Source organism: Pantoea sp. X-Soil-ISGK-285 (assembly GCF_059730815.1).
Window position 1 is genome coordinate 3016388 of record NZ_AP035938.1, and the last position, 26913, is coordinate 3043300.

Sequence of the window (26913 nt, forward strand, 5' to 3'; positions counted from 1 at the left end):
ATTCACGCTGCGAATAGAGGAGAGTCTGAGATGGTGACGATTTACCACAACCCGCGCTGCAGCAAGAGCCGTGAGACGCTGGCGCTGCTGAACGCCCGCGGGATAGAGCCGGAAGTGGTGCTCTATCTGCAAGCGCCGCCCGATCGCGAGACGCTGCAAATCCTGTTAAAGAAACTGGGAATGCAGAGCGCACAGCAGTTGATGCGGACTAAAGAGGCGATCTATAGCGAACTGGCACTCAGCGACAAAAGCGAAAGTGCACTGCTGGATGCGCTGGTGGAACATCCGGTGCTGATTGAAAGGCCGATAGTGATCAATGGCGACAAGGCGCGGATCGGACGTCCGCCCGAAGCGGTGCTCGACCTGTTTTAAAGGCCGAGTGTCTCTTTCACAAACGGAATGGTGAGTTTACGCTGGGCGCTGATCGAGGCGCGATCAAGCCGATCCAGCGTATCAAACAGGGTGCGCATTTCACGATCCAGTCGCTTCAGCAGGAAGCGCCCCACATCTTCCGGCAGCTCAAATCCGCGTAACCCGGCGCGCAGTTGCAGCGCCTGTAATTTGTCTTCGTCGGAGAGAGGCTGCAGGCGATAGATCTGCCCCCAGTCCAGCCGCGAGGCGAGATCGGGCAGTTGCAGATTAAGCTGGCGTGGTGGACGATCGCCGGTAATAAACAGCCGCGTATTGCCGGTTTCCAGAATACGGTTATAGAGATCGAAGATCGCCATTTCCCATTCAGGCTCGCCTGCAATGCACTCGATGTTATCGATGCAGACCAGTGACAGCTGCTCCATCCCTTCCAGTACTTCCGGTACAAACCAGGTGCGTTTGTCCAGCGGAACGTAACCGACCGCTTCGCTGCGCGCTGACATCTCGGCGCACGCGGCGTGCAGCAAATGGCTCCGCCCTCCGCCTTCGCGTGACCAGAAGTAGAGATAGCTGCCATGTTGTTGGTTGAGAGCGCCTTTCAGCGCGGCAATCAGCGACGGGTTTTCCCCCGGCCAGAAGCTGGAGAAGGTTTCATCGTCAGGTAAATAGAGTGGCAATGACAATTGTGCCGGCGTGTTCAGAAGCACCTCAGCAAGAGAACAAGCAAAAAATCGGGGGAAGTCTAACACAGTTTTCAGAAAGAGATGAATGGGGCGTCCCTGCCCCGATCCTGTCAGGCTTGCTGCGATCACGGCTCGCGCGATTCTTCAGCCTCCAGCACCACTTCTTCCGGACGCAGCAGCGAGATCACACGGAAGATCAGCGCTAATCCAACCCCTACGATTGTCGCCAGCGCCATGCCTTTCAGCTCCGCAGCACCGATATGCACCTTCGCACCGCTGACGCCGATGATCAGGATCACCGAGGTCAGGATCAGATTTTGCGCTTTGTTGTAATCGACTTTGGATTCGATCAACACCCGGATACCGGATGCGCCGATCACGCCATACAGCAGCAGCGACACGCCGCCCATTACCGGTACCGGGATCGCCTGGATCACCGCCGCCAGTTTGCCGACACAGGAGAGCAGGATCGCCAGAATCGCCGCGCCGCCAATCACCCAGGTACTGTAGACGCGGGTAATCGCCATCACCCCGATGTTTTCACCGTAGGTGGTGTTAGGCGTTGAACCAAAGAAGCCGGAGATGACCGTTGATAAGCCGTTAGCGAACATCGAACGATGCAGGCCAGGGTCGCGAATCAGATCTTTCTTTACAATGTTGGCGGTGACCACCAGATGACCGATATGCTCGGCAATCACCACCAGCGCCGCAGGCAGGATCGTCAGCATCGCCACCCACTCAAAACGCGGGGTATAGAAAGTTGGCAGCGCAAACCAGGGGGCTTTGATCACGCCGCTCCAGTCAACGATGCCCATAAATGCAGAGAGCAGATAACCCGCCACCACCCCGACCAGAATCGGGATGATCGCCAGGAAGCCACGAAACAGCACGGAACCGAATACCGTCACTGCCAGCGTGACCAGCGAAATCAGCACGGTTGTACTGTCGGGCGCACTGCCTTCCGCGGGCAGCAGACCTGCCATATTAGCGGCTACACCCGCCAGCTCCAGACCGATGACGGCGACAATCGCGCCCATCGCCGCCGGGGGAAACATCACATCGAGCCAGCCGGTGCCCGCGCGTTTGACAATCAGCGCCACCAGACAGAACAGCACGCCGCACAGGATAAATCCGCCCAGCGCGACCTCATACCCCAGCGGCAGCAATAGCAGTACTGGCGAGATAAAGGCAAAACTGGAACCGAGGTAAGCGGGAATTTTGCCTTTACAGATAAAGAGGTAGATCAGCGTGCCTACGCCGTTAAATAACAGCACCGTCGCCGGGTTTATGTGGAACAGAATCGGTACCAGTACCGTGGCACCAAACATGGCGAACAGGTGTTGCAGGCTGAGTGGAATGGTTTGCAGTAACGGCGGTCGTTCACTGACGCCAATGGCGCGACGAGTCATCATTTATCCCCTTGTGTTATTTATCCCCCAGGGCGCGCGACTCTGGCACAGCAGCAGGCACGCCGGTGAGCCTCGCAGCCACACCAAACCCGTTCGGGGATCTTTTTTTTGCCAAAAAAAAGCCGACTCTCTGGTCGGCTGTGCGATTATTTGGTTCCGAAAATCTTGTCCCCGGCATCGCCGAGCCCGGGAATGATGTAACCCTTCTCATTCAGTCCCTGATCCACTGACGCGGTGTAGAGCTCAACGTCAGGATGCGCTTTCTCCAGCGCGGCAATCCCTTCTGGTGCGGCAACCAGTACCAGCACTTTAATGCTGGTGCAGCCCGCTTTCTTCAGCAGGTCGATGGTGGCGATCATGGAACCGCCGGTCGCCAGCATAGGATCGACGACCAGCGCCAGGCGCTCTTCGATGTTAGAGACCAGCTTCTGGAAATAGGGAACCGGCTCCAGTGTCTCTTCATCACGGTAAACACCCACCACGCTGATACGGGCGCTGGGAACGTGCTCCAGCACCCCTTCCATCATGCCAAGGCCAGCACGCAGAATCGGCACTACCGTGATTTTTTTGCCTTTGATCTGATCGATCTCTACCGGGCCGTTCCAGCCCTCAATGGTTACGCGCTCTGTTTCCAGATCGGCGGTCGCTTCGTAGGTCAGCAGGCTGCCCACTTCAGACGCCAGCTCGCGAAAACGCTTTGTACTGATATCATGCTCACGCATCAAGCCCAGTTTATGTTTGACCAGCGGGTGTCTGACTTCCACGATCTTCATTGGTGTTCTCCCGGAATGAGTTGAGCTAAAAAAAAATCGCGGGATTATACCGCCTTTTACGCTCCGCGCCACCTGCTCTTGCGCAAAGCCGCGGGTTTTACCGGGACAAATAGAGGATTAATGAAAATCGCCCGATGCGCAATCCCGGACTCGCAAACGTTTGCCTGCACTGATAGAATTGCCGCGCTTTATTTTAAACCACCAACCGCAACTCGCGTGGGGACCTCGCAGTGACCGACAAAACCTCTCTCAGTTACAAAGACGCCGGTGTTGATATTGATGCTGGTAACGCTCTGGTTGACCGTATTAAAGGCGTAGTGAAAAAGACGCGTCGCCCGGAAGTGATGGGTGGACTGGGCGGTTTTGGTGCGCTTTGCGCGCTGCCGCAGAAATACCGTGAACCGGTGCTGGTCTCCGGCACCGATGGCGTTGGCACCAAGCTGCGTCTGGCGATGGATCTCAAACGTCACGATGCCATTGGTGTTGACCTGGTGGCGATGTGCGTCAACGACCTGGTAGTACAGGGCGCCGAGCCCCTCTTCTTCCTCGACTACTACGCTACCGGCAAACTGGATGTGGATACCGCCTCTGCGGTGATCACCGGCATCGCCGAAGGTTGTCTGCAGTCGGGTTGTGCGCTGGTGGGCGGTGAAACCGCTGAGATGCCAGGCATGTATCACGGCGAAGATTACGATGTGGCCGGTTTCTGTGTTGGCGTGGTGGAAAAGTCAGAGATCATTGATGGCAGCAAGGTGCAGGATGGCGACGTACTTATCGCCCTCGGCTCCAGCGGCCCGCACTCCAACGGCTATTCGCTGGTGCGTAAGATTCTGGAAGTCAGCAACACCGATCCGCTGGCTGAACAGCTGGAAGGCAAACCGCTGGCCGATCATCTGCTGGAACCGACCCGCATCTACGTGAAAAATATCCTGAGCCTGATTGAGCAGGTCGATGTGCACGCTATCGCACACCTGACCGGCGGCGGCTTCTGGGAGAATATTCCGCGCGTGCTGCCCGACAACACTCAGGCCGTCATCGACGAGAAGAGCTGGCAATGGCCAGCCGTCTTCAGCTGGTTACAGCAGGCAGGCAACGTCAGCCGTTTCGAGATGTACCGCACCTTTAACTGCGGCGTCGGCATGATCATCGCCCTGAGTCCGGCAGACGCGGACAACGCGATTGCGCTGATGCAGGCAGCGGGCGAGAAAGCCTGGAAGCTCGGCGTAATTAAAGCGTCTGATGCCGAAGAGCGTGTGGTCATCAACGGATGAAAAAGCTGGTTGTACTGATTTCCGGCAACGGAAGTAACCTTCAGTCCATCCTTGACGCCTGTGCAAGCGGGCGGATTCACGGCAGCGTGGCTGCCGTGTTCAGCAACCGCGCCGCCGCTTATGGCCTTACGCGGGCGCAGGAGGCAGGCATTCCCGCCCACTCGCTTGCCGCCAGCGACTTCACTGACCGCGAAGCCTTCGATCGCCAGCTCATCGCTGAAATCGAAGCCTACAGTCCAGACCTGATTGTGCTGGCAGGATATATGCGCATTCTCAGCAGCGCGTTCGTGGCCCATTTTCACGATCGCCTGCTGAATATCCACCCTTCCCTGTTGCCGAAATATCCGGGTCTGCATACGCATCGTCAGGCGCTGGAAAATGGTGATAGCGAACATGGCACCTCCGTGCATTTCGTCACTGACGAGCTGGATGGGGGTCCGGTGATCCTGCAGGCAAAAGTCCCGGTATTTCCCGGCGACAGCGAAGCGGAGATTACGGAGCGGGTGCAGCATCAGGAGCATGCCATCTATCCGATGGTAATCGGCTGGTTTGTTGAGGGTCGTCTGGCGATGCGTGACGGCCAGGCCTGGCTGGATGGCGAACCGCTGCCGCCGCAGGGTTATGCTAACGACTGACCCGACAGGGGAAGCCGGGGCTTCCCCTGAAGTGCTGGCGGTCGGGGTAAAGGCTCAGGGAACCATTGAGCCGTCTGACATAACAACCTGCTCTGCTCCCGTTACTGACTTAACCGTAGCGCCCCGTAATATAATCTTCGGTCCGTCGCTGTTTTGGCGCGGTAAAGATACGGTCAGTCTCATCAAACTCCACTAACGCGCCCTGATGCATAAACGCGGTGTAATCTGACACGCGAGAAGCCTGCTGCATGTTGTGCGTCACCAGCACCAGCGTGAAATGCTGCTTGAGCGTGGTCATCAGCTCTTCAATCACCAGCGTGGAGATGGGATCCAGCGCGGAGGTCGGCTCATCCAGCAGCAGAACTTCCGGTTCAATCGCAATGGCGCGGGCAATCACCAGCCGCTGCTGCTGTCCGGTAGAGAGCGTCAGCGCATTCTGTGACAGCTGATCTTTGACCTCACTCCACAGCGCCGCCGCGCGCAGCGCACGTTCACAGGCTTCGTTCAGCACCCGCCGGTCGCGTACACCCTGTAAACGCAGCCCGTAGACCACATTTTCATAGATCGATTTTGGAAAAGGATTGGGCCGCTGAAACACCATGCCGACCCGACGACGCAGCGCCGAGAGATCCTGCTCGGGTCGCAGGATCGGCTGCGATCCCAGCAACACCTCACCCTCGACCCGGCAATGATCAATCACATCATTCATGCGATTAAAGCAGCGCAGCAGCGTCGATTTGCCACAGCCCGAAGGGCCAATCAGCGCGGTAATCTTGTTTTTCGGCACCTGCAGCGAAATAGCCTGCAGCGCCTGGCGCTCGCCATACCACAGCGACAGCTGGTTAACGGTCAGCGCGATATCCGTGTCGGACGTCATAGTCATAGCCTGTTATTGAGTCATAAGGCGATAGCGTTCACGCAGACGGTGACGCAGGCCCATCGCCAGCAGATTAAGCGACAGAATAATCAGCACCAGCAGCAGCGCGGTGGCGAACACCAGCGGCCGGTCAGCTTCAATATTCGGACTCTGAAACGCCAGATCGTAAATCTGGAAGCCCAGATGCATAAATTTGCGATCCAGATGCAGATAAGGAAACACCGCGTCGACGGGCAGTTCCGGCACCATTTTTACCACGCCAACCAGCATCAGCGGCGCGGTTTCACCAGCGGCACGCGCCACCGCCAGAATCAGGCCGGTCAGCATGGCAGGCACCGCCATCGGCAGCACCACGTTCCACAGGGTTTCCGCCTGAGTCGCGCCCAGCGCCAGCGACCCCTGCCGCAGGCTGTTGGGAATGCGGGATAGTCCCTCTTCGGTCGCCACAATCACCACCGGCAGCGTTAGTAACGCCAGAGTCAGCGACGCCCACAGCAAACCAGGTGTCCCGAAGGTGGGATTGGGCAGCGCGCTGGCGAAGAAGAGCTGGTCTATCGTGCCGCCCACCAGCCAGACAAAGAAGCCCAGACCAAATACGCCATAGACGATTGAAGGAACGCCTGCCAGATTGACCACCGCGATGCGCACCAGTCTGGTCAGCGCATTGCGTCCGGCATATTCATGCAGCCAGATGGCGGCGATGACACCCAGCGGCATCACGACCACCGACATCAGCAGCACCATCAGCACGGTGCCAAAGATCGCCGGGAACGCCCCGGATTCACTCTCGCCTTCAGCGGGTGAATCACTGACGAAACGCCACAGCTGATGCAGAAAATGCAGCGTTTTGCCGGTCAGCGTCATCGCGTTCGGCTTCCAGCTGTCAACGATTTCGGTCAGCGGGATCGCATGTTCGGTGCCATGCACATCCCGCAGGATTAACAGATCGCGCTGACTCTGCTGTTGCAGCGAAGCCAGTGTCTCGCTCAGCTGATTAAACCGGCGCTGCAAAGCGGCCTGATTGGCCTGATATTCTGACTCGGCCTGCAGATCAAAGCGCCCGGCAGCACGGTTTGTGGCCGCCTGCTCATCAAGCTGCTCACGCTGGCTGTTGAGGCGCGCCATATCGACCCGGCGAATCTGATTAGCCTGCCGCACCAGCATCTGCACCTGTCCGAGCCGCTGATGTAGCAGTGCATCGGGATCCTGCGCAGTCAGCTCTTCATTATCCTCACGCAGGCCGACAAACCAGCCGTATGCCTGACCATGGCTGCGGCGCTGCAGCACCATGATGTCCGCGGGCTGGCTGACCTGCGCCGCCGTGCGACTGTAAACCACCCGGAAATCGGGTGCGTCCCAGTCACGGTTACCGGTTTTAATCAGATAGCGATTAACCTGTCCGCCGCTGTTGCCCTGCTCATCTGCCGGGGCCGGAAAGCGCCGCTGATGTTCCAGGGTTTCACCCAGCAGGCGCGTATCGCCCCCTTCAGGCTGGCTAAACGTATAGAGATCGACGCGCTGCGGCCAGAAAGCGCGCACGCCCTGCCAGGCCAGTAACCCAATCAGCAGCGTAAAGGCCAGCAGGCAGACGGCTACGGCACCGGCGGTTAGCCAGCGCCAGCGATCGTTCTGTTGCATCGCTTTCATGCCTGCTCCTCATGCTGGCTGTAGCGCTGGCGCAGCCGCTGACGGATCAGCTCGGCAACCGTGTTGATCACCAGCGTAAACAGCAGCAGCATCAGGGCACTGAGAAACAGCACGCGATAATGAGCGCTCCCCGCCGCCGCTTCCGGCATCTCAATGGCGATATTGGCGGACAGCGCGCGCAGGCCGCTGAACAGGCCACCTTCACTTTGCGGCGTGTTGCCGGTCGCCATCAGCAAAATCATGGTTTCTCCTACGGCACGCCCCAGACCAATCATCAGGGCGGCAAAAATACCGGCGGAAGCACCCGGCAGCACAACGCGGGTCAGGGTTTGCCACGGCGTCGCGCCCAGTGCCAGCGAGCCCTGCCCTAACGCTGCGGGCACGCTGAACAGCGCATCCTCAGAGAGGGTAAAGATCAGCGGTACCAGCGCAAAGCCCATCGCCAGCGCGGCCACCAGCAGATTGCGCTGTTCGTAATGCGGCAGCCAGTCGCCCGCATCCGGTATCAACAGCGTGGGCAGCCACAGCGTCAGCAGCGTGACCAGCAGCAACAGCGGCAGCAGAATCAGCACTTCACGACCCGGCTGACGCCAGCGCGGCGGTAAACGCGCGCTGAATACGCCGGACAGCAGCAGCGTGCCCGCCAGCGTCAGCGGCAGCAGCAGCACACCTACCAGCGCCTGACCAATATGCGGCGCGAGCCAGATCCCGGCAATCAGCCCCACCACTACGCTCGGCAGCGCGCCCATCATTTCGATTGCCGGTTTGACCCAGCGTCGCAGGCCTGGCGCCATAAACCAGGCGGTGTACATCGCCGCCGCCAGCGCCAGCGGTGTGGCAAACAGCAGCGCTAAACTCGCCGCTTTCAGCGTACCCATCACCATCGGCATCAGGCTGAACTTGGCCTGATAACTGTCACCCGCCGCGGTCGATTGCCAGATCCAGTCCGGTCCGGGATAATTTTCATACCAGATTTTTTGCCAGAAATTGCGCCAGGTGACGTCCGGCCACGGATTATCAAGCCGCAGAGTCTGCCAGCTTCCCGCCCGTTCAATCAGCAGGCTGTCGCCACGCGGCGAAAACTGCGCCTGCACAATGCCAGGTTCCAGCTGACGCTGCAGTATCGGGCCATCCTGCTTGCTGGCAAACAGCCGTAACAGCCCCTGTTTACTGAGCGTCGCAAACACGCGGCGTTGTGATTCCGTCACCAGAATGGTCTCGCCGTCGCTGTTGGCAAAGGTACGAATGCGCTGCAGGCGCGGCCCCTGTTCGCTGGCGATAGCAAACCACTGCGTGACGCCGCTGTGATCCTGAATCAGCAGGCTTTTACCGCCCACCAGCAGATGCAGACTTTTTGGCCGCTGCGGCAGGGTGTGCGTTTCGCGCAATAGTGCACGGTCATCGTCAAGTTGCCAGACCCGCAGCAGATTGCCTTCGGTGGTGTAGAGCAGATCGCCGGCCGGCGAGAGCGCCAGCAGATCCAGCTGGCGTTGCGGCAGCGGGATAACCGAGGCCTGGCGATCGGTGCCGAGCGTCAGCACCCGGAGTCCGGCCTCAGTGAGTGCGGCTATACGCCACTGACCCGCATGGCGCGTCGCCAGCGCCATCTTCGTCACTGCGCCATCAGGCAGATGAAACGGTTTGTCTCCCAGCGGAAAACGCCACTGCTGGTCGGCGGTTGGCTGAATCAGAGTCAGCGCACCCTGCATATTCAGCAGTAGCGTCTGCTCATCGGCACTCCGCACTATCTCCCCGGGCGGCGGGGTCAGGGCCAGTGCCGGTTCCGCAGGCTGACCATCCAGCGGAATAAAACGCGCCGCACCCCGCTCGCTGATGCGCCAGCCGACCTTCCCCTGATTGCCAATCGCTAAGGCTGGCGCACGATCCCAGAGTTGCTGGCTGGCCGCAATCTGCAGGCCCGGCGCATTAAACAGCGGTAATACCACGCCAATCAGCCAGCAGAAGAGCAGCAGCATCAATAGCAGGATCGCCACGCCACAGCAGGTGACCAGCCGCCGCGTCAGACGGTCAACGGCACGACGCTTACGATCGCTGAATTGGACAGGAATGTGGTTTGCGCTCATGCGGTTCCGCTAGCAGGCCAAAATAAGCCGCTATGTTGCCCGTAGCCGATTGATAAGACAACTCCTGGCGTTGGACAACGCTGCCATACTCTCGCCATAATGTTGGTGGATACTGGATCTTCAGTCCTGCAACCGCTAAATGGAGTGAGAATGGGTCAGGTAAAGCTTTATATTGAAAAAGAATTAAGCTGGTTATCCTTTAATGAACGGGTTTTGCAGGAAGCAGCAGACAAAAGCAATCCACTGATTGAGCGGATGCGCTTTCTGGGTATCTACTCCAACAATCTCGACGAATTCTATAAAGTGCGTTTCGCCGACCTCAAACGCCGCATTCTGATTGGTGAAGAGCAGGGTTCCGCCAGTACACCACGCCATCTGTTTAAGAAAATTCAGCAGCGGGTAATGAAGTCCGATCAGGAGTTTGATGCGTTATATAACGATCTGCTGCTGGAGATGGCACGTAACCAGATCTTCCTGATCAATGAACGTCAGCTTTCATCCAATCAGCAGGCGTGGCTGCGCCACTACTTCAAGCACGAGCTGCGTCAGCATATCTCGCCGATTCTGATCACCCATGAAACGGATCTGACCGAATTCCTTAAAGATGACTACACCTACCTGGCGGTAGAGATCATTCGCGGTGACAATATTCAGTATGCGCTGCTGGAAATTCCGTCCGACAAAGTCCCGCGTTTCATCAATTTACCGGCAGAGCCACCGCGCCGCCGTAAGCCAATGATCCTGCTGGATAACATCTTGCGCTACTGCCTGGATGACATTTTTAAAGGTTTCTACGACTACGACGCGCTCAACGCCTATTCAATGAAAATGACGCGTGACGCCGAGTACGACCTGGTCACGGAGATGGAGTCGAGCCTGCTGGAGCTGATGTCCTCCAGCCTGAAGCAGCGACTGACGGCGGAACCGGTGCGTTTCGTCTACCAGCGCGATATGCCAGACACGATGGTGTCGCTGCTGTGCCACAAGCTTTCCATCTCAAACCTGGACTCCATCCTGCCAGGCGGCCGCTACCACAACTTCAAAGACTTTATCGGCTTCCCTAACGTCGGCAAAAATAACCTGGTGAACCGCCCGCTGCCGCAGATTCGCCACATTGGCTTTGATGGCTTCCGCAACGGCTTTGATGCGATTCGCAATCGCGACGTGCTGCTCTACTACCCGTACCACACCTTTGAGCATGTGCTGGAGCTGCTGCGTCAGGCGTCGTTCGACCCCAGCGTGCTGGCGATAAAAATCAACATCTACCGCGTTGCTAAACACTCCCGCATCATGGATGCGATGATCCATGCCGCCTACAACGGTAAAAAAGTCACGGTGGTGGTGGAGCTGCAGGCGCGCTTTGATGAAGAAGCCAATATTTACTGGGCGAAACGCCTGACTGAAGCGGGCGTGCATGTCATTTTCTCCGCACCAGGCCTGAAGATCCACGCCAAGCTGTTCCTGATCTCACGCCGCGAAGGCGAAGAGATTGTGCGCTACGCGCATATCGGTACCGGCAACTTTAACGAGAAAACCGCGCGTCTCTATACGGATTACTCGTTGCTGACCGCGGATGCGCGCATCACCAATGAAGTGCGTCGGGTATTCAACTTTATTGAGAATCCCTACCGGCCCGTGACGTTCGATCATCTGATGGTCTCGCCGCAGAACTCGCGCCGGATGCTGTATGAGCTAATCGACACCGAAATTGCTAATGCGCAGCAGAATAAGCCCTGCGGCATTACTCTGAAAATCAACAATCTGGTGGACAAAGGTCTGGTTGATCGGCTTTATACAGCCTCCAGCGTAGGGGTGAAGGTTAATCTTCTGGTGCGCGGAATGTGCTCATTAATCCCTGACTTGCCCGGGATCAGTGAAAATATTCGTGTCATCAGTATTGTTGACCGTTATCTGGAACACGATCGCGTCTATATTTTTGAGAATGGCGGCGATAAGAAGGTGTTCCTCTCCTCCGCTGACTGGATGACACGTAACATTGATTACCGTATCGAAGTGGCAGTGGCGATTCTCGATCCCCACATCCGGCAGCGCATACTCGACATTATTGCTATTCAGTTGAGTGATACGGTGAAAGCCCGCATCGTCGATAAAGAGTTGAGTAACCATTACGTCCAGCGCGGCAATCGTCGTAAAGTGCGATCGCAGCTGGCCATTTATGATTACATCAAGAAACTGGAACAACCTGAATAAATCCTATGCCAATTTCTCATAAAAGTACGCCAAAACCCCAGGAGTTTGCGGCGATTGACCTGGGCTCGAACAGTTTCCATATGGTGATTGCGCGGGTTGTCGATGGTGCGATGCAGGTACTGGGCCGCCTTAAGCAGCGCGTCCATCTGGCTGACGGGCTGGATGCCCGGCACAACCTCAGCGAGGAAGCGATGGAGCGGGGGTTAGCCTGCCTGGCCCTGTTCGCCGAGCGCCTGCAGGGGTTCAGTCCGAGCAACGTGACGATTGTCGGTACCCACACGCTGCGCGAGGCGGTCAACGCCGAAACCTTCCTGCAACGTGCGGCCGAGGTGATCCCTTATCCGATCGAGGTGATTTCGGGCCATGAAGAGGCTCGCCTGATCTTTATGGGCGTTGAACATACCCAGCCGGAGAAAGGCCGCAAGCTGGTGATCGATATCGGCGGCGGATCAACCGAGCTGGTCATTGGCGAGGATTTTGAACCGCAACTGGTTGAGAGCCGACGTATGGGTTGCGTCAGTTTCGCCCAGCTCTATTTCCCGAAAGGTGAAATCAGCCGTGAAAACTTCCGTCGCGCCCGTTTAGCGGCCGCACAGAAGCTGGAAACGCTGGCGTGGCAATATCGTCTGCATGGCTGGCAATATGCGCTGGGCGCGTCCGGCACCATCAAAGCCGCCTGCGAAGTGCTGCTGGCGATGGATGAAAAAGAGAAGCTGATTACGCCTGAGCGCCTCGAAAAGCTTTATGACGAAGTGATGAAACACAAATCCTTTGCTGCACTCAGCCTGCCGGGTCTGTCGGAAGAGCGTAAAGGTGTGTTTGTACCCGGGCTGGCGATTCTTTGCGGCGTATTTGATGCGCTGGCCATTCGCGAATTGCGCCTCTCCGACGGTGCGCTGCGTGAAGGCGTGCTCTATGAGATGGAGGGCCGTTTCCGCCATCAGGATATTCGCAGCCGTACGGCACAGAGTCTGGCGAACCATTACGCTATCGACAGCGATCAGGCACGACGCGTGCTCGACACCACCGAGCAGCTTTATCTGCAGTGGCGCGAGCAGAATCAGAAACTGGCGAATCCACAACTGGCCGCGCTGTTGAAATGGGCGGCGATGCTGCACGAAGTGGGCCTGACCATTAATCACAGCGGCCTGCAACGCCATTCAGCCTATATTCTGCAAAACACCAACCTGCCGGGCTTCAATCAGGATCAGCAGATGCTGCTGGCGGCGCTGGTCAGATTCCATCGTAAAGCGATAAAGCTTGATGAGCTGCCGCGCGTGACGCTGTTCAAGAAAAAGCAGTTTGTGCCGCTGATCTTCCTGCTTCGCCTTGGTACCCTGTTGAATAATCAGCGACAGGCCACCACGCGTCCGGAGGCGTTAACCCTGAAATGCGATGATGGCCACTGGACGCTGACCTTCCCGGCGGGCTACTTCACGCAGAACAACCTGGTTCAGCTCGATCTTGAACGGGAGCAGGTTTACTGGAATGACGTCACGGGATGGAAACTGATCCTCGAAGAAGAAGCCTGACAACACGGGCGCCTGGCGCCCGTTTAACTGAAATGATGAATATGACACAACCAACCGCACCCCTTTCAGGCGAAAACTATTTTGCCGAAACCTATGGTTTAACGCCGCCCCACTCCGAAGTGGTTGCGGCGCTGCCCCAGCTCAACGTCGGCAAGGCGCTTGACCTTGGCTGTGGCGTGGGACGCAATACGCTGTTTCTGAATCAGCACGGTTTTGACGTCACGGCGTGGGATCATAATCCGCAAAGCCTGGCGCGCCTGCAGGAGATTATTGCGCAGGAAAATCTCAGCGGCATTCATACCGAGCAGCGCGACCTGAACAACACGCGCTTTAATGGCGGCTTCAACTTTGTGCTTTCGACCGTGGTGATGATGTTCCTTCAGCCGCAGACTATTCCGCAGCTGATTGCCGACATGCAGGCCTGTACGGTCAGAGACGGTTTTAACCTGATCGTGGCGGCGATGAACACGGAGGATATGCCCTGCCCGGCTGATTTCTCCTTTGCGTTTAAATCAGGTGAGCTCAGCCACTACTACCGCAACTGGCACATCGTGAAGTACAACGAGCACCCCGGTCATCTGCATCGCACAGATGAAAATGGCAACCGCATCACCTGTCGGTTCGCGACGCTGCTGGCGCAAAAAGCGAGTTACTGATCTTTATCTGCTGTTTTTTTCAACAGCGATTGATTTCATCAGGCGACTGTGACTAAATATTGCAGTCGCCCCAGATGGGGTCATTACAGGAACCACCCCGCGTGAACAGCGCTATTTCTCCCCGAAGACGTCAAAAAACCGGCACCATGACCCGCATTGTGTTGCTGATTAGTTTTATCATTCTTTTTAGTCGCCTGATTTTTATCCTGCCTGCTGCCTTCGAGCATCATCAGCAACAGAAAGCTATTCCTGAACCGGTTGCCATAACATCAGGCGATACGCGATAGCGAATAACCAATAACGACATTTCGCCTGAAACGCACCTGACACGTAAACGTTATCCAGATAACTGGACTCTTTTTTGCATCCCTTTTTCAGGCGAAACGCTACACTTCGTGCTGGTGCTTTCAGACTTAAGGGATCCAATGTGTCTGCCTCTCACTCTCAACGTTTAAGTGAAATACGTCATCGCATTCTGACGCTGCTGCTCAGCGAGCACGATCTGGTTGATGCCCTGCTGGAGAAATCGGGCGATCTCAATCCTGAACAGCAACGTGAAAATGCGGCCCAGCGTGACGCGCTGGAGCAGGACATTCTGCAACTGCATGCCGCTGACCTCGCGGATATTCTCGAAGCCCTGCCCGAAGAAGAACGTCAGGCGCTGTGGCGGCTGGTGCCGAACGAGCGGCGCGGCCATGTGCTGGTTGAAGCGTCTGAAACGGTCTGGGCAAGCCTCACCGAAGAGATGAGCGACCGCGATATCCTGCGCGCTATCCAGCCGCTGGATATCGACGATCAGGTCTGGCTGGCGCGTTATCTGCCACGTGACCTGACCGGACGCCTGCTGGCAACGGTGGAGCCAGCCCTGCGCGCCCGCATGCTCGATATGGTGCAGCTTGACCGTGACCGCGTAGGCCGGGTAATGGATTTCAATATCCTGACGGTGCGTGAAGATGTCACGCTTGCAACGGTGCAACGCTTTCTGCGCAAGCGCAAAAGCATGCCGGGCGGTACCGATAAACTCTTCATCACCAATAAAGATAATCAGCTGCTGGGCGAGCTGCTGCTGACGGACATCCTGCTTAACAAACCCAAAACCCTGGTGAGCGACGTGATGAACGCCCGCCCTACCACCTTCCAGCTCAATGATAAGGCCGAAGACGCTGCCAGTGCCTTTGAACGTTATAACCTCATTTCAGCCGCCGTCACCGATGCGAAAGGCAAGCTGATTGGCCGCGTGACCATTGAAGACATCATCGATCTGGTGAATGCCGAAAACGAAAGCAATATTCGTAAAATGGGGGGTATCAGCCAGGAAGAGGATGTGTTCGCGCCGGTGCGTAAATCGGTACGTAAACGCTGGGCCTGGCTGGCGATTAACCTCTGCACCGCCTTTGTCGCCTCCCGGGTTATCGGGCTGTTTGAAGGGACGATTTCGCAAATCGTGGCGCTGGCCACGCTGATGCCGATCGTCGCGGGTATCGGCGGCAATACCGGTAATCAGACCATCACCATGATTGTGCGGGCGCTGGCCTTACATCAGGTTGAACCGGGCAACTTTTCGTTTTTGATCGTCCGCGAGCTTGGCGTGGCGCTGATCAACGGCCTGTTCTGGGGCGGCATCATGGGCGGCATCACCTGGATGATGTATGACAATATGGCGCTGGGCGGCGTTATGATGCTGGCTATGGCGCTTAATCTGCTGCTGGCCGCGCTGATGGGCGTGCTGGTGCCGCTGGTCATGACTAAAATGAATCGCGATCCCGCCGTCGGCTCCAGCGTATTGATCACTGCCCTTACCGACACCGGCGGCTTCTTTATTTTCCTGGGGCTGGCGACAATCTTCCTGCTGCCGCACTGATCGTCAGGCTTGCAGACCGTAACGTTGCAGCGATCCGTTAAGATTGCGCTGCCGCGTTACCTGTGCCAGCTCTCGGGTCGCCGCAGGCAGCGTATAGTTACCACGCTGACTCAGCCACTCCAGCACATCCGCTAAGTGCCAGATGGCGGTTTTACCGTCATGCACCGGCAGCGGAAACGGCGGGCGGTGGCTGAGCATCAGCTTACGCATATTCTGACGCGTCATGCCGATGATCTCCGCCACATCCGTCAATCCCACAAAATCGGGTGCGGCTTCCACCAGCGTGGCCCCCGGTATCGCACGCAACACATCCTCTTCTGCCTGCTTCAATACATCCGTTGCAGAGTCAGACTCCCGGGTGAACTCCAGTGCAATTCTGCCCGGCATGCCCAGGCCGATTAGCGCATCATCACAGCCTGCCGCTGCCAGCGTTTCCAGCAGTTCATCCACCGGCGCATGCCCTTCCGGCAGGCTGAACCGTAATGTGAAACAATATTCCATATGCTTCTCCTTGTGCTGCATCAGGACTTCAGATAGTGACAGTTGTCGACCACGCGTCGCAGCGCGCGGGCATGCTGATGTGCGTTTTTTGGTGTGCTCCAGATACAGGTCAGACAAAACTCCCCGCATCGGCACATCAACAGATTTTTCGGGCAGTACATTTTTCCCCAGGCGTGATGGCCTCCCGTGACGACCAGCCAGCCATGGGATTCGGCGTAACGTAACGCCGTTTCGATCTCTTTGTTGGGATGCCGCTTCCTTGCCATGTTTTTCCCTATCCTGACGCCGAATTGATAAGTTGTCAACTGACAACCCGATAAAATTATCTTAGTGCGGCTCAGCATGCGCAGACTTTTTCTCGCAGTAAAACAGTCAGGGTATAAACTGGAAAACGTCACACAAAAAACGATCAGCGCCAGAAGTCATCTGGCAGCAGAAGCGATAATCAACGGAGGCAATATGTTTAAAGCAGAGGATTTTGTTCAGTCGAAAACCGGCGGCCCGAAAATGCAGGTGCTGCGCGTAGAAGGCGACACCTTATGGTGTGCACGCGTTGATGATGCGGCGAAAAAAGAGATCGAAGTGAAAGCAGAGAGCGTCAATCTCTATCACGAAGAGGGTGACTTTGGCGTGTGCTGAGGTGAAACGGCCCCTGACGGGGCCAGACTGTCAGGGCTTATCCTGCTGAAGGTTGTCATTTCCCAGGCCGCCAATAAACGGCAGACGCAGCCGGAACGGTGTGAAATCGAGTCCCATATTCAGGCCCAGCAGATTGACTTCAAATCCCTCTTCTGCACCCAGCGTCACTCCCGCCACGCCCAGAATCGACACCTGCACACCGCGCCCGGATGGCGGCAGCCCGAACGGACGCCACAGTGGCCGGTAATCTTTTCCCAGCGCGTTAGCGGGCAGATCAAGCCTTAAAGCGGGTACTTCGCGGCCAATATGCGCCAGGAAGGTGTTGCTGTTTGGTCCAGGCCAGGCGCGATAGGTTGTCGGCCACGGATAGGATTTAATGGCGGCTTCAATCTGCGGGATCATCGCTTCTGCTTCCGGTCCGCGATGTTCCACCAGCAGCCGCGGTTTTGCGCCATACCAGTAGCCATCAGGCAGGTTGGTGTTGCGCCGGACTTTATCGCCGCTGCCCCAGCTAATCACTTCGTAGCGAGTGAAACGCGTTTCACCGGCGCGCTTGAAGATGATCCACGGATGCACCGCCACCGCCCCTTTCCAGCCATAGGTCGGCGCGGCATAAACCTGCACAATAGCCAGGTTAGATAACGCGCGTGGATCGGGCGCTATCCCGGCCGAATCGCGGCGAGCCGACCACCAGCCGCCCTGCTCTGTGGTATCGCTGTGACGCGTCGCCTGCGCGATGCTGGCTCCCAGCGATAGCAGCAGTACGGCAACAAAAAACAGGCTGAACACTTTAAGTGAGAGCATGACAACATTCCTGGTGACGTAAGAATCGCGAAACGCCTGTTCAGCAGGCGGTTTCAGTAAGCGGCGGCTTTGGGATACGGACGATCGATGAAAGCGGCGGATAAAAGCGGGACACAACTGACGTCAGTTGCGGGCTTTTACTGCATGGAGGATAGCGTAATTTCCGGCAAAGTGAATAATAAAACGCCAGCGGCGAGGCGGGATGTGCTGAAAAGTTAAAACAGCGAGTCTGCGCACGGTCAGAGCAATAAAAAAGCCCGCTGGTTAGCGGGCTTCAGAATTATCAGGGCTTAACTGGCTAAGGCCAGGTTATTCCCACTCTATTGTCGCTGGTGGCTTACCGCTGATGTCATACACCACGCGGGAGATGCCGTCGACTTCATTGATGATGCGGTTAGAGACACGGCCAAGGAACTCATATGGCAGGTGCGCCCAGTGTGCGGTCATAAAGTCGATGGTTTCCACCGCACGCAGCGAGACAACCCAGTCATATTTACGGCCATCACCCATCACGCCGACTGAACGTACCGGCAGAAAGACGGTGAAGGCCTGGCTGACTTTGTTATAGAGATCCGCTTTATGCAGCTCTTCGATGAAGATGGCATCGGCACGGCGCAGCAGGTCGCAATACTCTTTCTTCACTTCGCCCAGCACGCGCACGCCCAGACCTGGACCCGGGAACGGATGGCGATAGAGCATGTCGTAAGGCAGGCCCAGCTCCAGACCAATCTTACGCACTTCATCTTTGAACAGCTCTCGCAGCGGCTCAACCAGGCCCATCTTCATCTCTTTCGGCAGGCCGCCGACGTTGTGATGCGATTTGATGACGTGCGCCTTACCGGTTGCAGAGGCCGCAGACTCAATGACATCCGGATAGATGGTGCCCTGTGCCAGCCACTTAACGTCCTGCAGCTTCAGCGCTTCTTCGTCGAAGACTTCCACAAAGACGCGACCGATAATTTTACGTTTCGCTTCCGGCTCATTCTCACCTGCCAGCGCGTCGAGGAAGCGCGCTTCGCCTTCAACGTGAATAATGTTGAGGCCGAAGTGGTCGCCAAACATATCCATAACCTGTTGTGCTTCGTTCAGGCGCAGCAGCCCGTTATCTACGAACACGCAGGTCAGACGGTCGCCAATGGCGCGATGCAGCAGCATTGCCGTCACGGAGGAGTCAACACCACCAGACAGGCCGAGGATCACTTTGTCGTTGCCGACCTGCACACGCAGGCGTTCAACCGCATCTTCAATGATTTTGGCTGGCGTCCACAGGGCTTCACATTCACAGATGTCGATAACGAAGCGCTCAAGCATCCGCAGGCCCTGGCGGGTATGGGTCACTTCCGGGTGGAACTGCACGCCGTAGAAACGCTTCTCTTCGTTAGCCATGATGGCGAACGGACAGGTTTCTGTGCTGGCAACGGTCACGAAGTCAGCCGGGATCGCCGTGACTTTGTCGCCATGGCTCATCCAGACATCCAGCAGCGGTTTGCCAGCGGCGCTGATCGCATCTTCAATATCGCGAACCAGGGCGCTTGGCGTCGTCACTTCAACCTGCGCATAACCAAACTCGCGCTCGGTTGAGCCAGCAACGGTGCCGCCCAGCTGCATCGCCATCGTCTGCATACCGTAGCAGACACCCAGCACCGGCACGCCAGCGCTGAAGACATATTCAGGCGCACGCGGGCTGTTCAGTTCGGTGGTGCTTTCCGGGCCACCGGAAAGGATGATGCCGCTTGGATTGAACTGGCGAATCTGCTCTTCGGTGACATCCCATGCCCAGAGTTCACAGTAAACGCCCAGCTCGCGCACGCGACGTGCAACCAGCTGAGTATATTGTGAGCCGAAATCGAGAATCAGAATGCGATGCTTATGGATATTTTCCGTCGTCATTGAGGGTTTTCCAGAACGGTGACTTAATCAATAAAAGCGCCCGGCTGAAGCCGGGCGGGAAATCGGGATTATGAACCCATGCGATAGTTCGGTGACTCTTTGGTGATGGTCACATCATGCACGTGGCTCTCATTGATGCCGGCGCCGCTGATGCGGACAAACTCCGCCTTGGTGCGCAGGTCATCAATGGTCGGGCAACCGGTCAGGCCCATGCACGAGCGCAGGCCGCCCATCTGCTGATGCACGATCTCTTTCAGACGGCCTTTATAGGCCACGCGACCTTCGATACCTTCCGGCACCAGTTTGTCAGCGGCGTTATCGGTCTGGAAGTAGCGGTCAGAAGAGCCTTTAGACATCGCGCCCAGTGAACCCATACCGCGATAGGATTTGAACGAACGGCCCTGATAAAGTTCGATCTCGCCCGGTGACTCTTCGGTCCCCGCCAGCATCGAACCGACCATGACACAGGACGCACCGGCGGCGATCGCTTTCGCGATGTCACCGGAGAAACGGATACCGCCATCGGCAATCACCGGAATACCGGTGCCTTCCAGCGCGGTGACTGCGTCAGAGACGGCAGTGATCTGCGGAACGCCCACGCCGGTTACGATACGGGTAGTACAGATAGAGCCCGGGCCGATACCCACTTTAACGGCGCTGACGCCTGCCGCAACCAGCGCCAGTGCGCCGGCACCGGTGGCTACGTTGCCGCCGACGATTTCAAGGTCCGGGTATTTGGCACGGGTTTCACGGATACGTGACAGAACGCCTTCAGAATGGCCGTGTGAAGAGTCAATCAGCAGCACGTCAACGCCCGCTGCAACCAGCGCATCGATACGCTCTTCGTTACCTGCACCTGCGCCAACTGCCGCACCGACACGCAGACGGCCCTGCTCATCTTTACAGGCGTTAGGTTTACGTTCAGCTTTCTGGAAATCTTTAACGGTGATCATGCCCAGCAGATGGAAGCTGTCATCTACCACCAGCGCTTTCTCAACGCGCTTTTCATGCATCCTGTGCAGCACCACATCGCGCGCTTCGCCCTCTTTCACCGTCACCAGACGATCTTTCGGGGTCATGACTGCAGAGACAGGCTGTGAAAGGTCAGTGACAAAGCGCACGTCACGACCGGTGATAATACCCACCAGTTCGTTGTCGCGGTTAACTACCGGATAGCCCGCAAAGCCGTTGCGCTCGGTCAGCGCTTTGACGTCAGCCAGTGGGGTGGTTGGCAGGACGGTCTGTGGTTCAGTCACCACGCCGCTTTCATGTTTCTTCACCTTGCGCACTTCGTCCGCCTGGCGTTCGATTGACATATTTTTATGGATGAAGCCAAGGCCGCCTTCCTGTGCCAGCGCAATCGCCAGACCCGACTCGGTCACGGTGTCCATGGCAGCGGAGAGCATAGGAATATTTAAACGGATATTTTTGGTCAGCTGGGTGCTGAGATCGGCCGTATTCGGCAGGACGGTGGAGTGTGCAGGGACGAGCAGAACGTCGTCAAAAGTGAGTGCTTCTTTAGCGATTCTTAACATGGCAATACTCCACCTCGGGTGATTGAGAATAGATAAAATATTGCCGCGGCATTATACAGGCCGTAATCGATTGCCTCCAGCATTATTTACGAAAAACTCTTGATCCGCACTGACAGCCCTGTAGTATCGATGAATTAACCTGCTGATTTGGAATTTGATCTTCGTCACATGTCGCTGCCACCCATCGCCAATATTTTTACCGTCAGCCGTCTCAATACGACAGTGCGTCAGCTGCTGGAGAAAGAGATGGGCCTGGTCTGGATCAGCGCCGAGATCTCCAACTTCACGCAACCGGCATCCGGTCACTGGTACTTCACGCTGAAAGATGATGGCGCTCAGGTTCGCTGTGCTATGTTCCGCAACAGTAACCGACGCGTCACCTTCCGTCCGCAGCATGGTCAGCAGGTGCTGGTGCGCGCCAACATCACTCTCTATGAGCCACGCGGTGACTATCAGCTGATTGCCGAAAGTATGCATCCGGCGGGTGAAGGCTTGCTGCAGCAGCAGTTTGAACTGCTGAAAGCAAAACTGGCCACCGAAGGACTGTTTGATCCGCAGCATAAGCAACCGCTGCCGGAACCAGCGCGTCAGGTCGGGGTCATCACCTCTTCCACCGGCGCGGCGCTGCACGATGTGTTACGCGTGCTGCATCGCCGTGATCCCTCCCTGCCCGTGGTCATCTACCCGACCGTGGTTCAGGGCGTCGATGCGCCAGCGGCTATCGTCCGCGCAATTGAAATCGCCAACCTGCGCAACGAGTGCGACGTCTTAATTGTCGGACGCGGCGGCGGTTCGCTGGAAGATTTGTGGGGCTTTAACGATGAACGCGTGGCGCGCGCCATTTTTGCCAGCCGCATTCCCATCGTCAGCGCGGTGGGTCATGAAACCGATGTCACCATTGCCGACTTCGTTGCCGATTTACGTGCACCCACCCCTTCCGCCGCGGCTGAAATTGTCAGCCGTAACCATCTGGAGTTACTGCGTCAGTTGCAGTCACAGCAACAGCGGCTGGAGATGGCGATGGATTACTACCTGGCACGTCAGCAGCGGCTTTACTCCCGCCTTGAGCATCGTCTGCAACAGCAGCATCCGCAGCTGCGTCTGGCCCGTCAGCAGACCGCCCTGTTCCGCCTGCAGCAGCGACTGGGAGAAGCGATGGAAACCCGCCTGCGTCACGCCACGCGTCAGCAGGATCGCCTGTCGCATCGACTCAATGCCCAGCAGCCTCAGCAGCGGCTGTTCGATGCGCAAAAACAGCTGCAAAGCTGGCACTACCGCCTGCAGCAGAGCATGACAAAACAGCTGAGCACCAGCAAACAGCACTTTGGTCAGTTGGTGGCGCAACTGGAAGGCGTCAGCCCGCTGGCGACGCTGGCGCGTGGTTTTAGCGTGACCACCGACACTGCCGGACAGGTGGTGAAGAAAACCGCACAGCTCCAGAGCGGCGACCTGCTCCGTACCCGTCTTGATGATGGCTGGGTTGAAAGCCAGGTGACGCAGTTACTGCCTGAGAAAAAGCGCCGCCGCAAAACCGCCTCCTGACTCTGCCCGTCAGCTCACACTTTTACACTTAACGCTGGCCTCACTAATGAGGTCTAACCCGCCTGACGGGTCTATACTTTCTGGCACATTCCCTGTCGCCAAGGAGTTTCAGATGGCTTATTGCGTTATTCCTCCCTATATCCTTCGCAAAATCATCGCGCACGGTTCCGGCCACCAGCAGGAGCAGGCGCGTCGCACCCTGACACACGTCCAGCACCTGATGGCGGAACACTGGCAAAAGCAGCCGGTGGCAAAAACCGCGGCAGGCGGCCACGTGGATCGTGAAATTTATGATGCGCAAAGTCAGCAGACCCTGCCAGGTAAGCTGATTCGTCAGGAGGGCCAGCCCGGCAATGACGACGTGGCGGCTGAGGAAGCCTGGAACTATCTTGGCGTAACCTATGACTTCTTCTGGCAGGCTTATCAGCGTAATTCGCTGGATAATCAGGGGCTGAAATTGCTCGGTACCGTGCACTACGGTGACAAATACCAGAACGCCTTCTGGAACGGTCAGCAAATGGTATTTGGTGATGGTGACGGCGAAATCTTTAATCGCTTCACCATTGCGATTGACGTTGTGGCGCACGAACTGGCGCATGGCGTGACGGAAAATGAAGCCGGCTTGATCTACTTCGAGCAGGCTGGTGCACTGAACGAGTCACTGTCAGATGTGTTTGGCTCGCTGGTAAAACAGTTCAGCAAAAAACAGCGCGCCGATGAGGCGGACTGGATTATCGGCGAAGGCCTGCTGGCAAGCGGCATCAATGGGCGTGGTCTGCGCTCAATGTCTGAACCTGGTTCCGCCTATGATGACCCGATGCTGGGCAAAGATCCGCAACCGGCGCACATGGATCACTACGTGAAGACACGCGAAGATAATGGCGGGGTTCATATCAATTCCGGTATTCCTAACCGGGCTTTTTATCTGGCAGCAACAGCGCTGGGTGGTTATGCGTGGGAACAGGCGGGATATGCCTGGTACGACACGGTGTGTGACGACGAACTGCCACAGGATGCTGACTTTAAGACCTTTGCCCGCTTCACCGTTCAGCATGGTAAAAAACGGTTCAACGAATCGGTCGGCAGTGCCATTGAACAGGCATGGAAGGAGGTTGGCGTGCTATGAGTGACCTGCCCGAACTCACTGATGACGCCACCATCATCGTCGCGCGTGAAGGCGGCATGGCCTTTATTCCGGGGCTACGCGCCGAACGACGCTTTATGCTGGGCGATCTGCCGCCGCCAGAAAGAGAGCGCGTCTGCCATGCGCTGCAGCAGGCGATGCCGCTGGGCGAACCGGAGGAGAAAGCCGCGCAGGTGGGCAGTGGCGACCAGCGCTATTTTCGCATCCAGATTCAGTATGCAACGCACCGCGAGGTCGGGACGATAGTGCTGTTGATTCCGGAACAGGTGGCGCCACCTGAGTTGCAGGCGCTGTGGCGCGACGGTAAATAAGCAAAAAAAAGGGCCGACTATGTCGGCCCTTTTCCTTAAGTGTTGTTACTTGCTGTCTGGCAGCGCGTAAGCAATTACATAATCACCACGGTCCGGTGACTGACGTGCGCCACCTGCCGAGATCAGGATGTACTGCTTACCATCTTTCGGTGAGACGTAGCTCATCGGGCCACCCTGACTGCCTACCGGCAGACGTGCTTTCCACACCTCTTTACCGGTTGAAGAATCAAAGGCGCGCAGATAGTAATCCTGCGTACCCGCGATGAACACCAGGCCGCCCTGCGTGGCCAGCGTACCGCCCAGCGTTGGCATGCCAACCGGCATTTTCACGCGCATCTTGATACCGAATGGTCCGGTATCCTGCACCGTGCCGACCGGCACCTGCCAGACGATTTTCTGCGTTTTCATGTCAATCGCCGACAGCGTACCAAATGGCGGTTTCTGACATGGGATACCCAGCGGTGACATAAAGCGATTTTTATTCACAGCATATGGCGTACCTTTCAGCGGAACGGCACCCATACCGGTGTTGATCGCTTCGCCGCCGTTGCTGCCGCGCGCAATATTGCTGGTATCAGCCGGGATCATCTGGACCCACAGACCCAGACGCATATCATTGACGAATAACAGGTGGTTGTTCGGATCGACCGACATGCTGCCCCAGTTCATACCGCCCAGCGAACCCGGGAAGCTCAGAGACTTGTCGGTGTCCGGCACGGTGAACAGGCCATCATAGCGCATGGATTTGAAGCCAATGCGGCAGGCCAGCTGATCAAACGGCGTGGCACCCCACATGTCAGACTCTTTCAGCGTCTGGTTGCCAATCTGCGGCATCCCGGTCGAGTGTGGCTGCGTTTTGGTGTACTGCTCGTTCGGGATATGACCCTGCGGCATCGGCAGTTCTTCGACTTTGGTCAGCGGCTTGCCGGTCATACGGTCAAGTACGAAGATCATGCCGGTTTTGCCGCCAATCACTACCGCAGGTGTGGTTGTGCCATCTTTTTGCGGGAAGTCGATCAGGCTTGGCTGCATCGGCAGGTCAAAGTCCCACAGATCGTTATGCACGGTCTGATAAACCCACTTCTCTTTACCGGTCGTGGCATCCAGCGCCAGAACCGATGCGCCATATTTGTGATCCAGTTCAGTACGGTTCGCACCCCAGAGGTCAACCGACGAACTGCCCATTGGAATGAACACGGTGTTCATTGCCGGGTCGTAAGACATTGGCGCCCATGAGTTCGGCGTACTGCGGGTATAATCTTTACCCGGCATCAATATCGCATTCGGGTCAACATTGCCTGGGTCAAACGCCCAGCGCATCTGGCCGGTGATAACGTCAAAGCCACGCAATACGCCACCCGGCATATCCGTCTGCACGTTATCCGCTACGCGACCGCCGACCACCACAGTGGTGCCAGCCAGGGTTGGCGCTGAGGTCAGCTGATATTGAGGATCCGGTGCCTTGCCCATGCCCGCTTTGAGATCAACGATGCCGTGATCGCCAAAGTTTTCACAGAACTCACCGTTGTCAGCATTGATCGCAATCAGACGCGCGTCGATGGTGTTCATCAGAATACGACGCTGACAGCTGTCACCGGCTGGCAACACTGCGGCAGTCACAGGTGAAGACCCCGGCTTATCTGGCTGCTGCAGCGGTTTTGTGGCGTCAAAGTAAGCCAGACCACGACAGCGCGGCCAGACTTCCGCTTTGGCATTGATTTCACGTTTCCAGATCTGCTTACCGCTGTTGGCTTCAACGGCGATGACGTTGTTGTGCGGTGTGCAGAGATAAAGGGTATTGCCAATCTGCAACGGTGTCTGCTGATCTTCTGCGCCGTTGCCGGTCGGGCTGACAGGGGTATCGCCGGTGCGGAAGGTCCAGGCCACCTGCAGATCTTTCACGTTGTCGCGGGTGATTTGATCCAGCGCCACAAAGCGGCTGCCCTGCGGGGTATTACCGTAGTTATCCCAGTCTTTCTGCTGTTTCGCTTTATCTACCGGGATCAGCGGCAGCTCTTCGCCCGTGCCTGCAACGGTAGGATGTGGCTGGAACATCTGCACCAGCGTAACAACCATACCTGCCGCCAGCAGCGCAGAGAACACATAAGAGGGTTTTGCCAGTGAGTGCTTACCTTCATGCTTACGCAGTGAAGGCCAGATCAGGAAGGCAAGCAGCATCAGTCCGGCAGGCACCATCAGGCGTGATACCAGCGGCCAGAACTCCAGGCCCGCGTCGAACAGCGACCAGATCAGGGTGCCGACAAAGACCAGCAGGAACAGAACCACTGCCGAGGATTTGCGACGGAAGAACTGAATTGCGGAGAGTACAGTGACGATACCCGCAATTAAAAAGTACCCGCTGCCACCAAGTGCAACCAGTTTGCCGCCGCCAATTGCAAAAAACAGACCGGTGGCAAGCAGCACCAGTCCGAGCAGCACGGATGCTATTCCCAGCCCCTTTCCGGAGCGGGAGGATGTTTCAGCCATAATACTTACTCTCCTGAATAAACAGAGCGCCCGGACAGATGCCATCCGGACG

Annotated in this window: 24 protein-coding genes; 12 read left to right on the top strand and 12 right to left on the bottom strand. The window is 57.0% G+C overall.

Annotated elements, in window-relative coordinates:
* Nucleotides 1-30 precede the first annotated feature (30 nt).
* On the top strand, nucleotides 31-372 hold the full coding sequence (gene arsC, locus AC6I8B_RS14255) for an arsenate reductase (glutaredoxin) (RefSeq protein ID WP_157352748.1): 342 nt from the start codon (nucleotides 31-33) through the stop codon (nucleotides 370-372).
* On the opposite strand, the gene hda is transcribed toward arsC, so the two are convergent.
* The 3 genes from hda to upp all read right to left on the bottom strand — a co-directional run bounded on the left by hda (nucleotide 369) and on the right by upp (nucleotide 3234).
* Complete coding sequence (hda, locus tag AC6I8B_RS14260) at nucleotides 369-1070, bottom strand: DnaA inactivator Hda (protein WP_195719715.1); 702 nt, start codon at nucleotides 1068-1070, stop codon at nucleotides 369-371. The two genes, arsC and hda, sit on opposite strands and share 4 nt — an antisense overlap.
* 107 nt (nucleotides 1071-1177) lie before the next feature.
* A complete protein-coding gene (uraA, locus tag AC6I8B_RS14265) occupies nucleotides 1178-2461 on the bottom strand; it encodes a uracil permease (RefSeq protein WP_010260058.1) in 1284 nt (427 codons plus the stop codon).
* A gap of 146 nt (nucleotides 2462-2607) precedes the next feature.
* Complete coding sequence (upp, locus tag AC6I8B_RS14270; RefSeq protein ID WP_009088774.1) at nucleotides 2608-3234, bottom strand: uracil phosphoribosyltransferase; 627 nt, start codon at nucleotides 3232-3234, stop codon at nucleotides 2608-2610.
* 230 nt (nucleotides 3235-3464) lie between these two features.
* Here upp and purM point away from each other — a divergent pair, with 230 nt between their 5' ends.
* Complete coding sequence (gene purM, locus AC6I8B_RS14275) at nucleotides 3465-4505, top strand: phosphoribosylformylglycinamidine cyclo-ligase (protein WP_010671337.1); 1041 nt, start codon at nucleotides 3465-3467, stop codon at nucleotides 4503-4505.
* A complete protein-coding gene (gene purN / locus AC6I8B_RS14280) occupies nucleotides 4502-5140 on the top strand; it encodes a phosphoribosylglycinamide formyltransferase (protein ID WP_010671336.1) in 639 nt (212 codons plus the stop codon). The genes purM and purN overlap by 4 nt, the downstream gene beginning before the upstream one ends.
* A gap of 109 nt (nucleotides 5141-5249) precedes the next feature.
* Here purN and pstB read toward each other — a convergent pair whose 3' ends face one another.
* From pstB to AC6I8B_RS14295, 3 genes are read right to left on the bottom strand one after another with little or no spacing between them, the layout of a single operon-like run.
* Entirely contained in the window at nucleotides 5250-6017 is a 768-nt protein-coding gene (pstB, locus tag AC6I8B_RS14285; RefSeq protein ID WP_010260068.1) for a phosphate ABC transporter ATP-binding protein PstB, read from the bottom strand.
* A 12-nt stretch (nucleotides 6018-6029) separates the two neighbouring features.
* Complete coding sequence (gene pstA / locus AC6I8B_RS14290) at nucleotides 6030-7664, bottom strand: phosphate ABC transporter permease PstA (RefSeq protein ID WP_157352750.1); 1635 nt, start codon at nucleotides 7662-7664, stop codon at nucleotides 6030-6032.
* Entirely contained in the window at nucleotides 7661-9748 is a 2088-nt protein-coding gene (locus AC6I8B_RS14295) for an ABC transporter permease subunit (protein WP_157352752.1), read from the bottom strand. Before AC6I8B_RS14295 ends, pstA begins: the two co-directional genes overlap by 4 nt.
* A gap of 150 nt (nucleotides 9749-9898) precedes the next feature.
* Between AC6I8B_RS14295 and ppk1 the strand changes: the two genes are divergently transcribed.
* The 5 genes from ppk1 to mgtE all read left to right on the top strand — a co-directional run bounded on the left by ppk1 (nucleotide 9899) and on the right by mgtE (nucleotide 16008).
* Nucleotides 9899-11959, top strand: a complete 2061-nt coding sequence (ppk1, locus tag AC6I8B_RS14300) for a polyphosphate kinase 1 (RefSeq protein WP_010260075.1) — start codon at nucleotides 9899-9901, stop codon at nucleotides 11957-11959.
* Between the two features lie 5 nt (nucleotides 11960-11964).
* Entirely contained in the window at nucleotides 11965-13491 is a 1527-nt protein-coding gene (gene ppx, locus AC6I8B_RS14305) for an exopolyphosphatase (RefSeq protein ID WP_033769697.1), read from the top strand.
* Between the two features lie 41 nt (nucleotides 13492-13532).
* Nucleotides 13533-14147 (top strand): tellurite resistance methyltransferase TehB, encoded by a 615-nt coding sequence (tehB, locus tag AC6I8B_RS14310; protein WP_157352753.1) that lies wholly within the window; start codon nucleotides 13533-13535, stop codon nucleotides 14145-14147.
* 101 nt (nucleotides 14148-14248) lie between these two features.
* Nucleotides 14249-14434: a YfgG family protein gene (locus tag AC6I8B_RS14315; RefSeq protein ID WP_010671331.1), complete on the top strand. Its 186-nt coding sequence runs from the start codon at nucleotides 14249-14251 to the stop codon at nucleotides 14432-14434.
* 140 nt (nucleotides 14435-14574) lie between these two features.
* Nucleotides 14575-16008 carry a magnesium transporter gene (mgtE, locus tag AC6I8B_RS14320; RefSeq protein ID WP_031594028.1) on the top strand — a complete coding sequence of 478 codons (1434 nt, stop codon included), beginning with the start codon at nucleotides 14575-14577 and terminating at the stop codon, nucleotides 16006-16008.
* A gap of 3 nt (nucleotides 16009-16011) precedes the next feature.
* On the opposite strand, the gene AC6I8B_RS14325 is transcribed toward mgtE, so the two are convergent.
* Both AC6I8B_RS14325 and AC6I8B_RS14330 read right to left on the bottom strand, forming a co-directional pair.
* Nucleotides 16012-16509, bottom strand: coding sequence for a helix-turn-helix transcriptional regulator (locus tag AC6I8B_RS14325; protein ID WP_022624132.1), 498 nt, complete (start codon nucleotides 16507-16509; stop codon nucleotides 16012-16014).
* A 20-nt stretch (nucleotides 16510-16529) separates the two neighbouring features.
* Nucleotides 16530-16775, bottom strand: coding sequence for a hypothetical protein (locus AC6I8B_RS14330; RefSeq protein WP_010671328.1), 246 nt, complete (start codon nucleotides 16773-16775; stop codon nucleotides 16530-16532).
* Nucleotides 16776-16968: 193 nt separating this feature from the next.
* Between AC6I8B_RS14330 and AC6I8B_RS14335 the strand changes: the two genes are divergently transcribed.
* A complete protein-coding gene (locus AC6I8B_RS14335; protein ID WP_022624131.1) occupies nucleotides 16969-17148 on the top strand; it encodes a GDFGVC terminal motif YodC-like protein in 180 nt (59 codons plus the stop codon).
* 30 nt (nucleotides 17149-17178) lie between these two features.
* Here the strand turns inward: AC6I8B_RS14335 and AC6I8B_RS14340 are convergent, their stop codons facing one another.
* The 3 genes from AC6I8B_RS14340 to guaB form a co-directional block, all read right to left on the bottom strand.
* Nucleotides 17179-17952 (bottom strand): DUF3750 domain-containing protein, encoded by a 774-nt coding sequence (locus AC6I8B_RS14340; protein WP_157352755.1) that lies wholly within the window; start codon nucleotides 17950-17952, stop codon nucleotides 17179-17181.
* 309 nt (nucleotides 17953-18261) lie between these two features.
* Entirely contained in the window at nucleotides 18262-19842 is a 1581-nt protein-coding gene (guaA, locus tag AC6I8B_RS14345) for a glutamine-hydrolyzing GMP synthase (RefSeq protein WP_022624130.1), read from the bottom strand.
* Between the two features lie 68 nt (nucleotides 19843-19910).
* The gene (gene guaB / locus AC6I8B_RS14350; protein WP_010671324.1) at nucleotides 19911-21377 is read right to left on the bottom strand and encodes an IMP dehydrogenase; all 1467 of its coding nucleotides are present in this window, start codon (nucleotides 21375-21377) and stop codon (nucleotides 19911-19913) included.
* 168 nt (nucleotides 21378-21545) lie between these two features.
* Between guaB and xseA the strand changes: the two genes are divergently transcribed.
* From xseA to AC6I8B_RS14365, 3 genes are all read left to right on the top strand, one after another.
* Nucleotides 21546-22919, top strand: coding sequence for an exodeoxyribonuclease VII large subunit (xseA, locus tag AC6I8B_RS14355; RefSeq protein WP_122889741.1), 1374 nt, complete (start codon nucleotides 21546-21548; stop codon nucleotides 22917-22919).
* 112 nt (nucleotides 22920-23031) lie between these two features.
* Nucleotides 23032-24045 (top strand): M4 family metallopeptidase, encoded by a 1014-nt coding sequence (locus tag AC6I8B_RS14360; protein ID WP_010257519.1) that lies wholly within the window; start codon nucleotides 23032-23034, stop codon nucleotides 24043-24045.
* The gene (locus AC6I8B_RS14365) at nucleotides 24042-24374 is read left to right on the top strand and encodes a protealysin inhibitor emfourin (RefSeq protein ID WP_010671321.1); all 333 of its coding nucleotides are present in this window, start codon (nucleotides 24042-24044) and stop codon (nucleotides 24372-24374) included. The genes AC6I8B_RS14360 and AC6I8B_RS14365 overlap by 4 nt, the downstream gene beginning before the upstream one ends.
* A gap of 45 nt (nucleotides 24375-24419) precedes the next feature.
* On the opposite strand, the gene AC6I8B_RS14370 is transcribed toward AC6I8B_RS14365, so the two are convergent.
* Nucleotides 24420-26861, bottom strand: a complete 2442-nt coding sequence (locus tag AC6I8B_RS14370; RefSeq protein ID WP_157352757.1) for a glucose/quinate/shikimate family membrane-bound PQQ-dependent dehydrogenase — start codon at nucleotides 26859-26861, stop codon at nucleotides 24420-24422.
* Nucleotides 26862-26913: the final 52 nt, after the last annotated feature.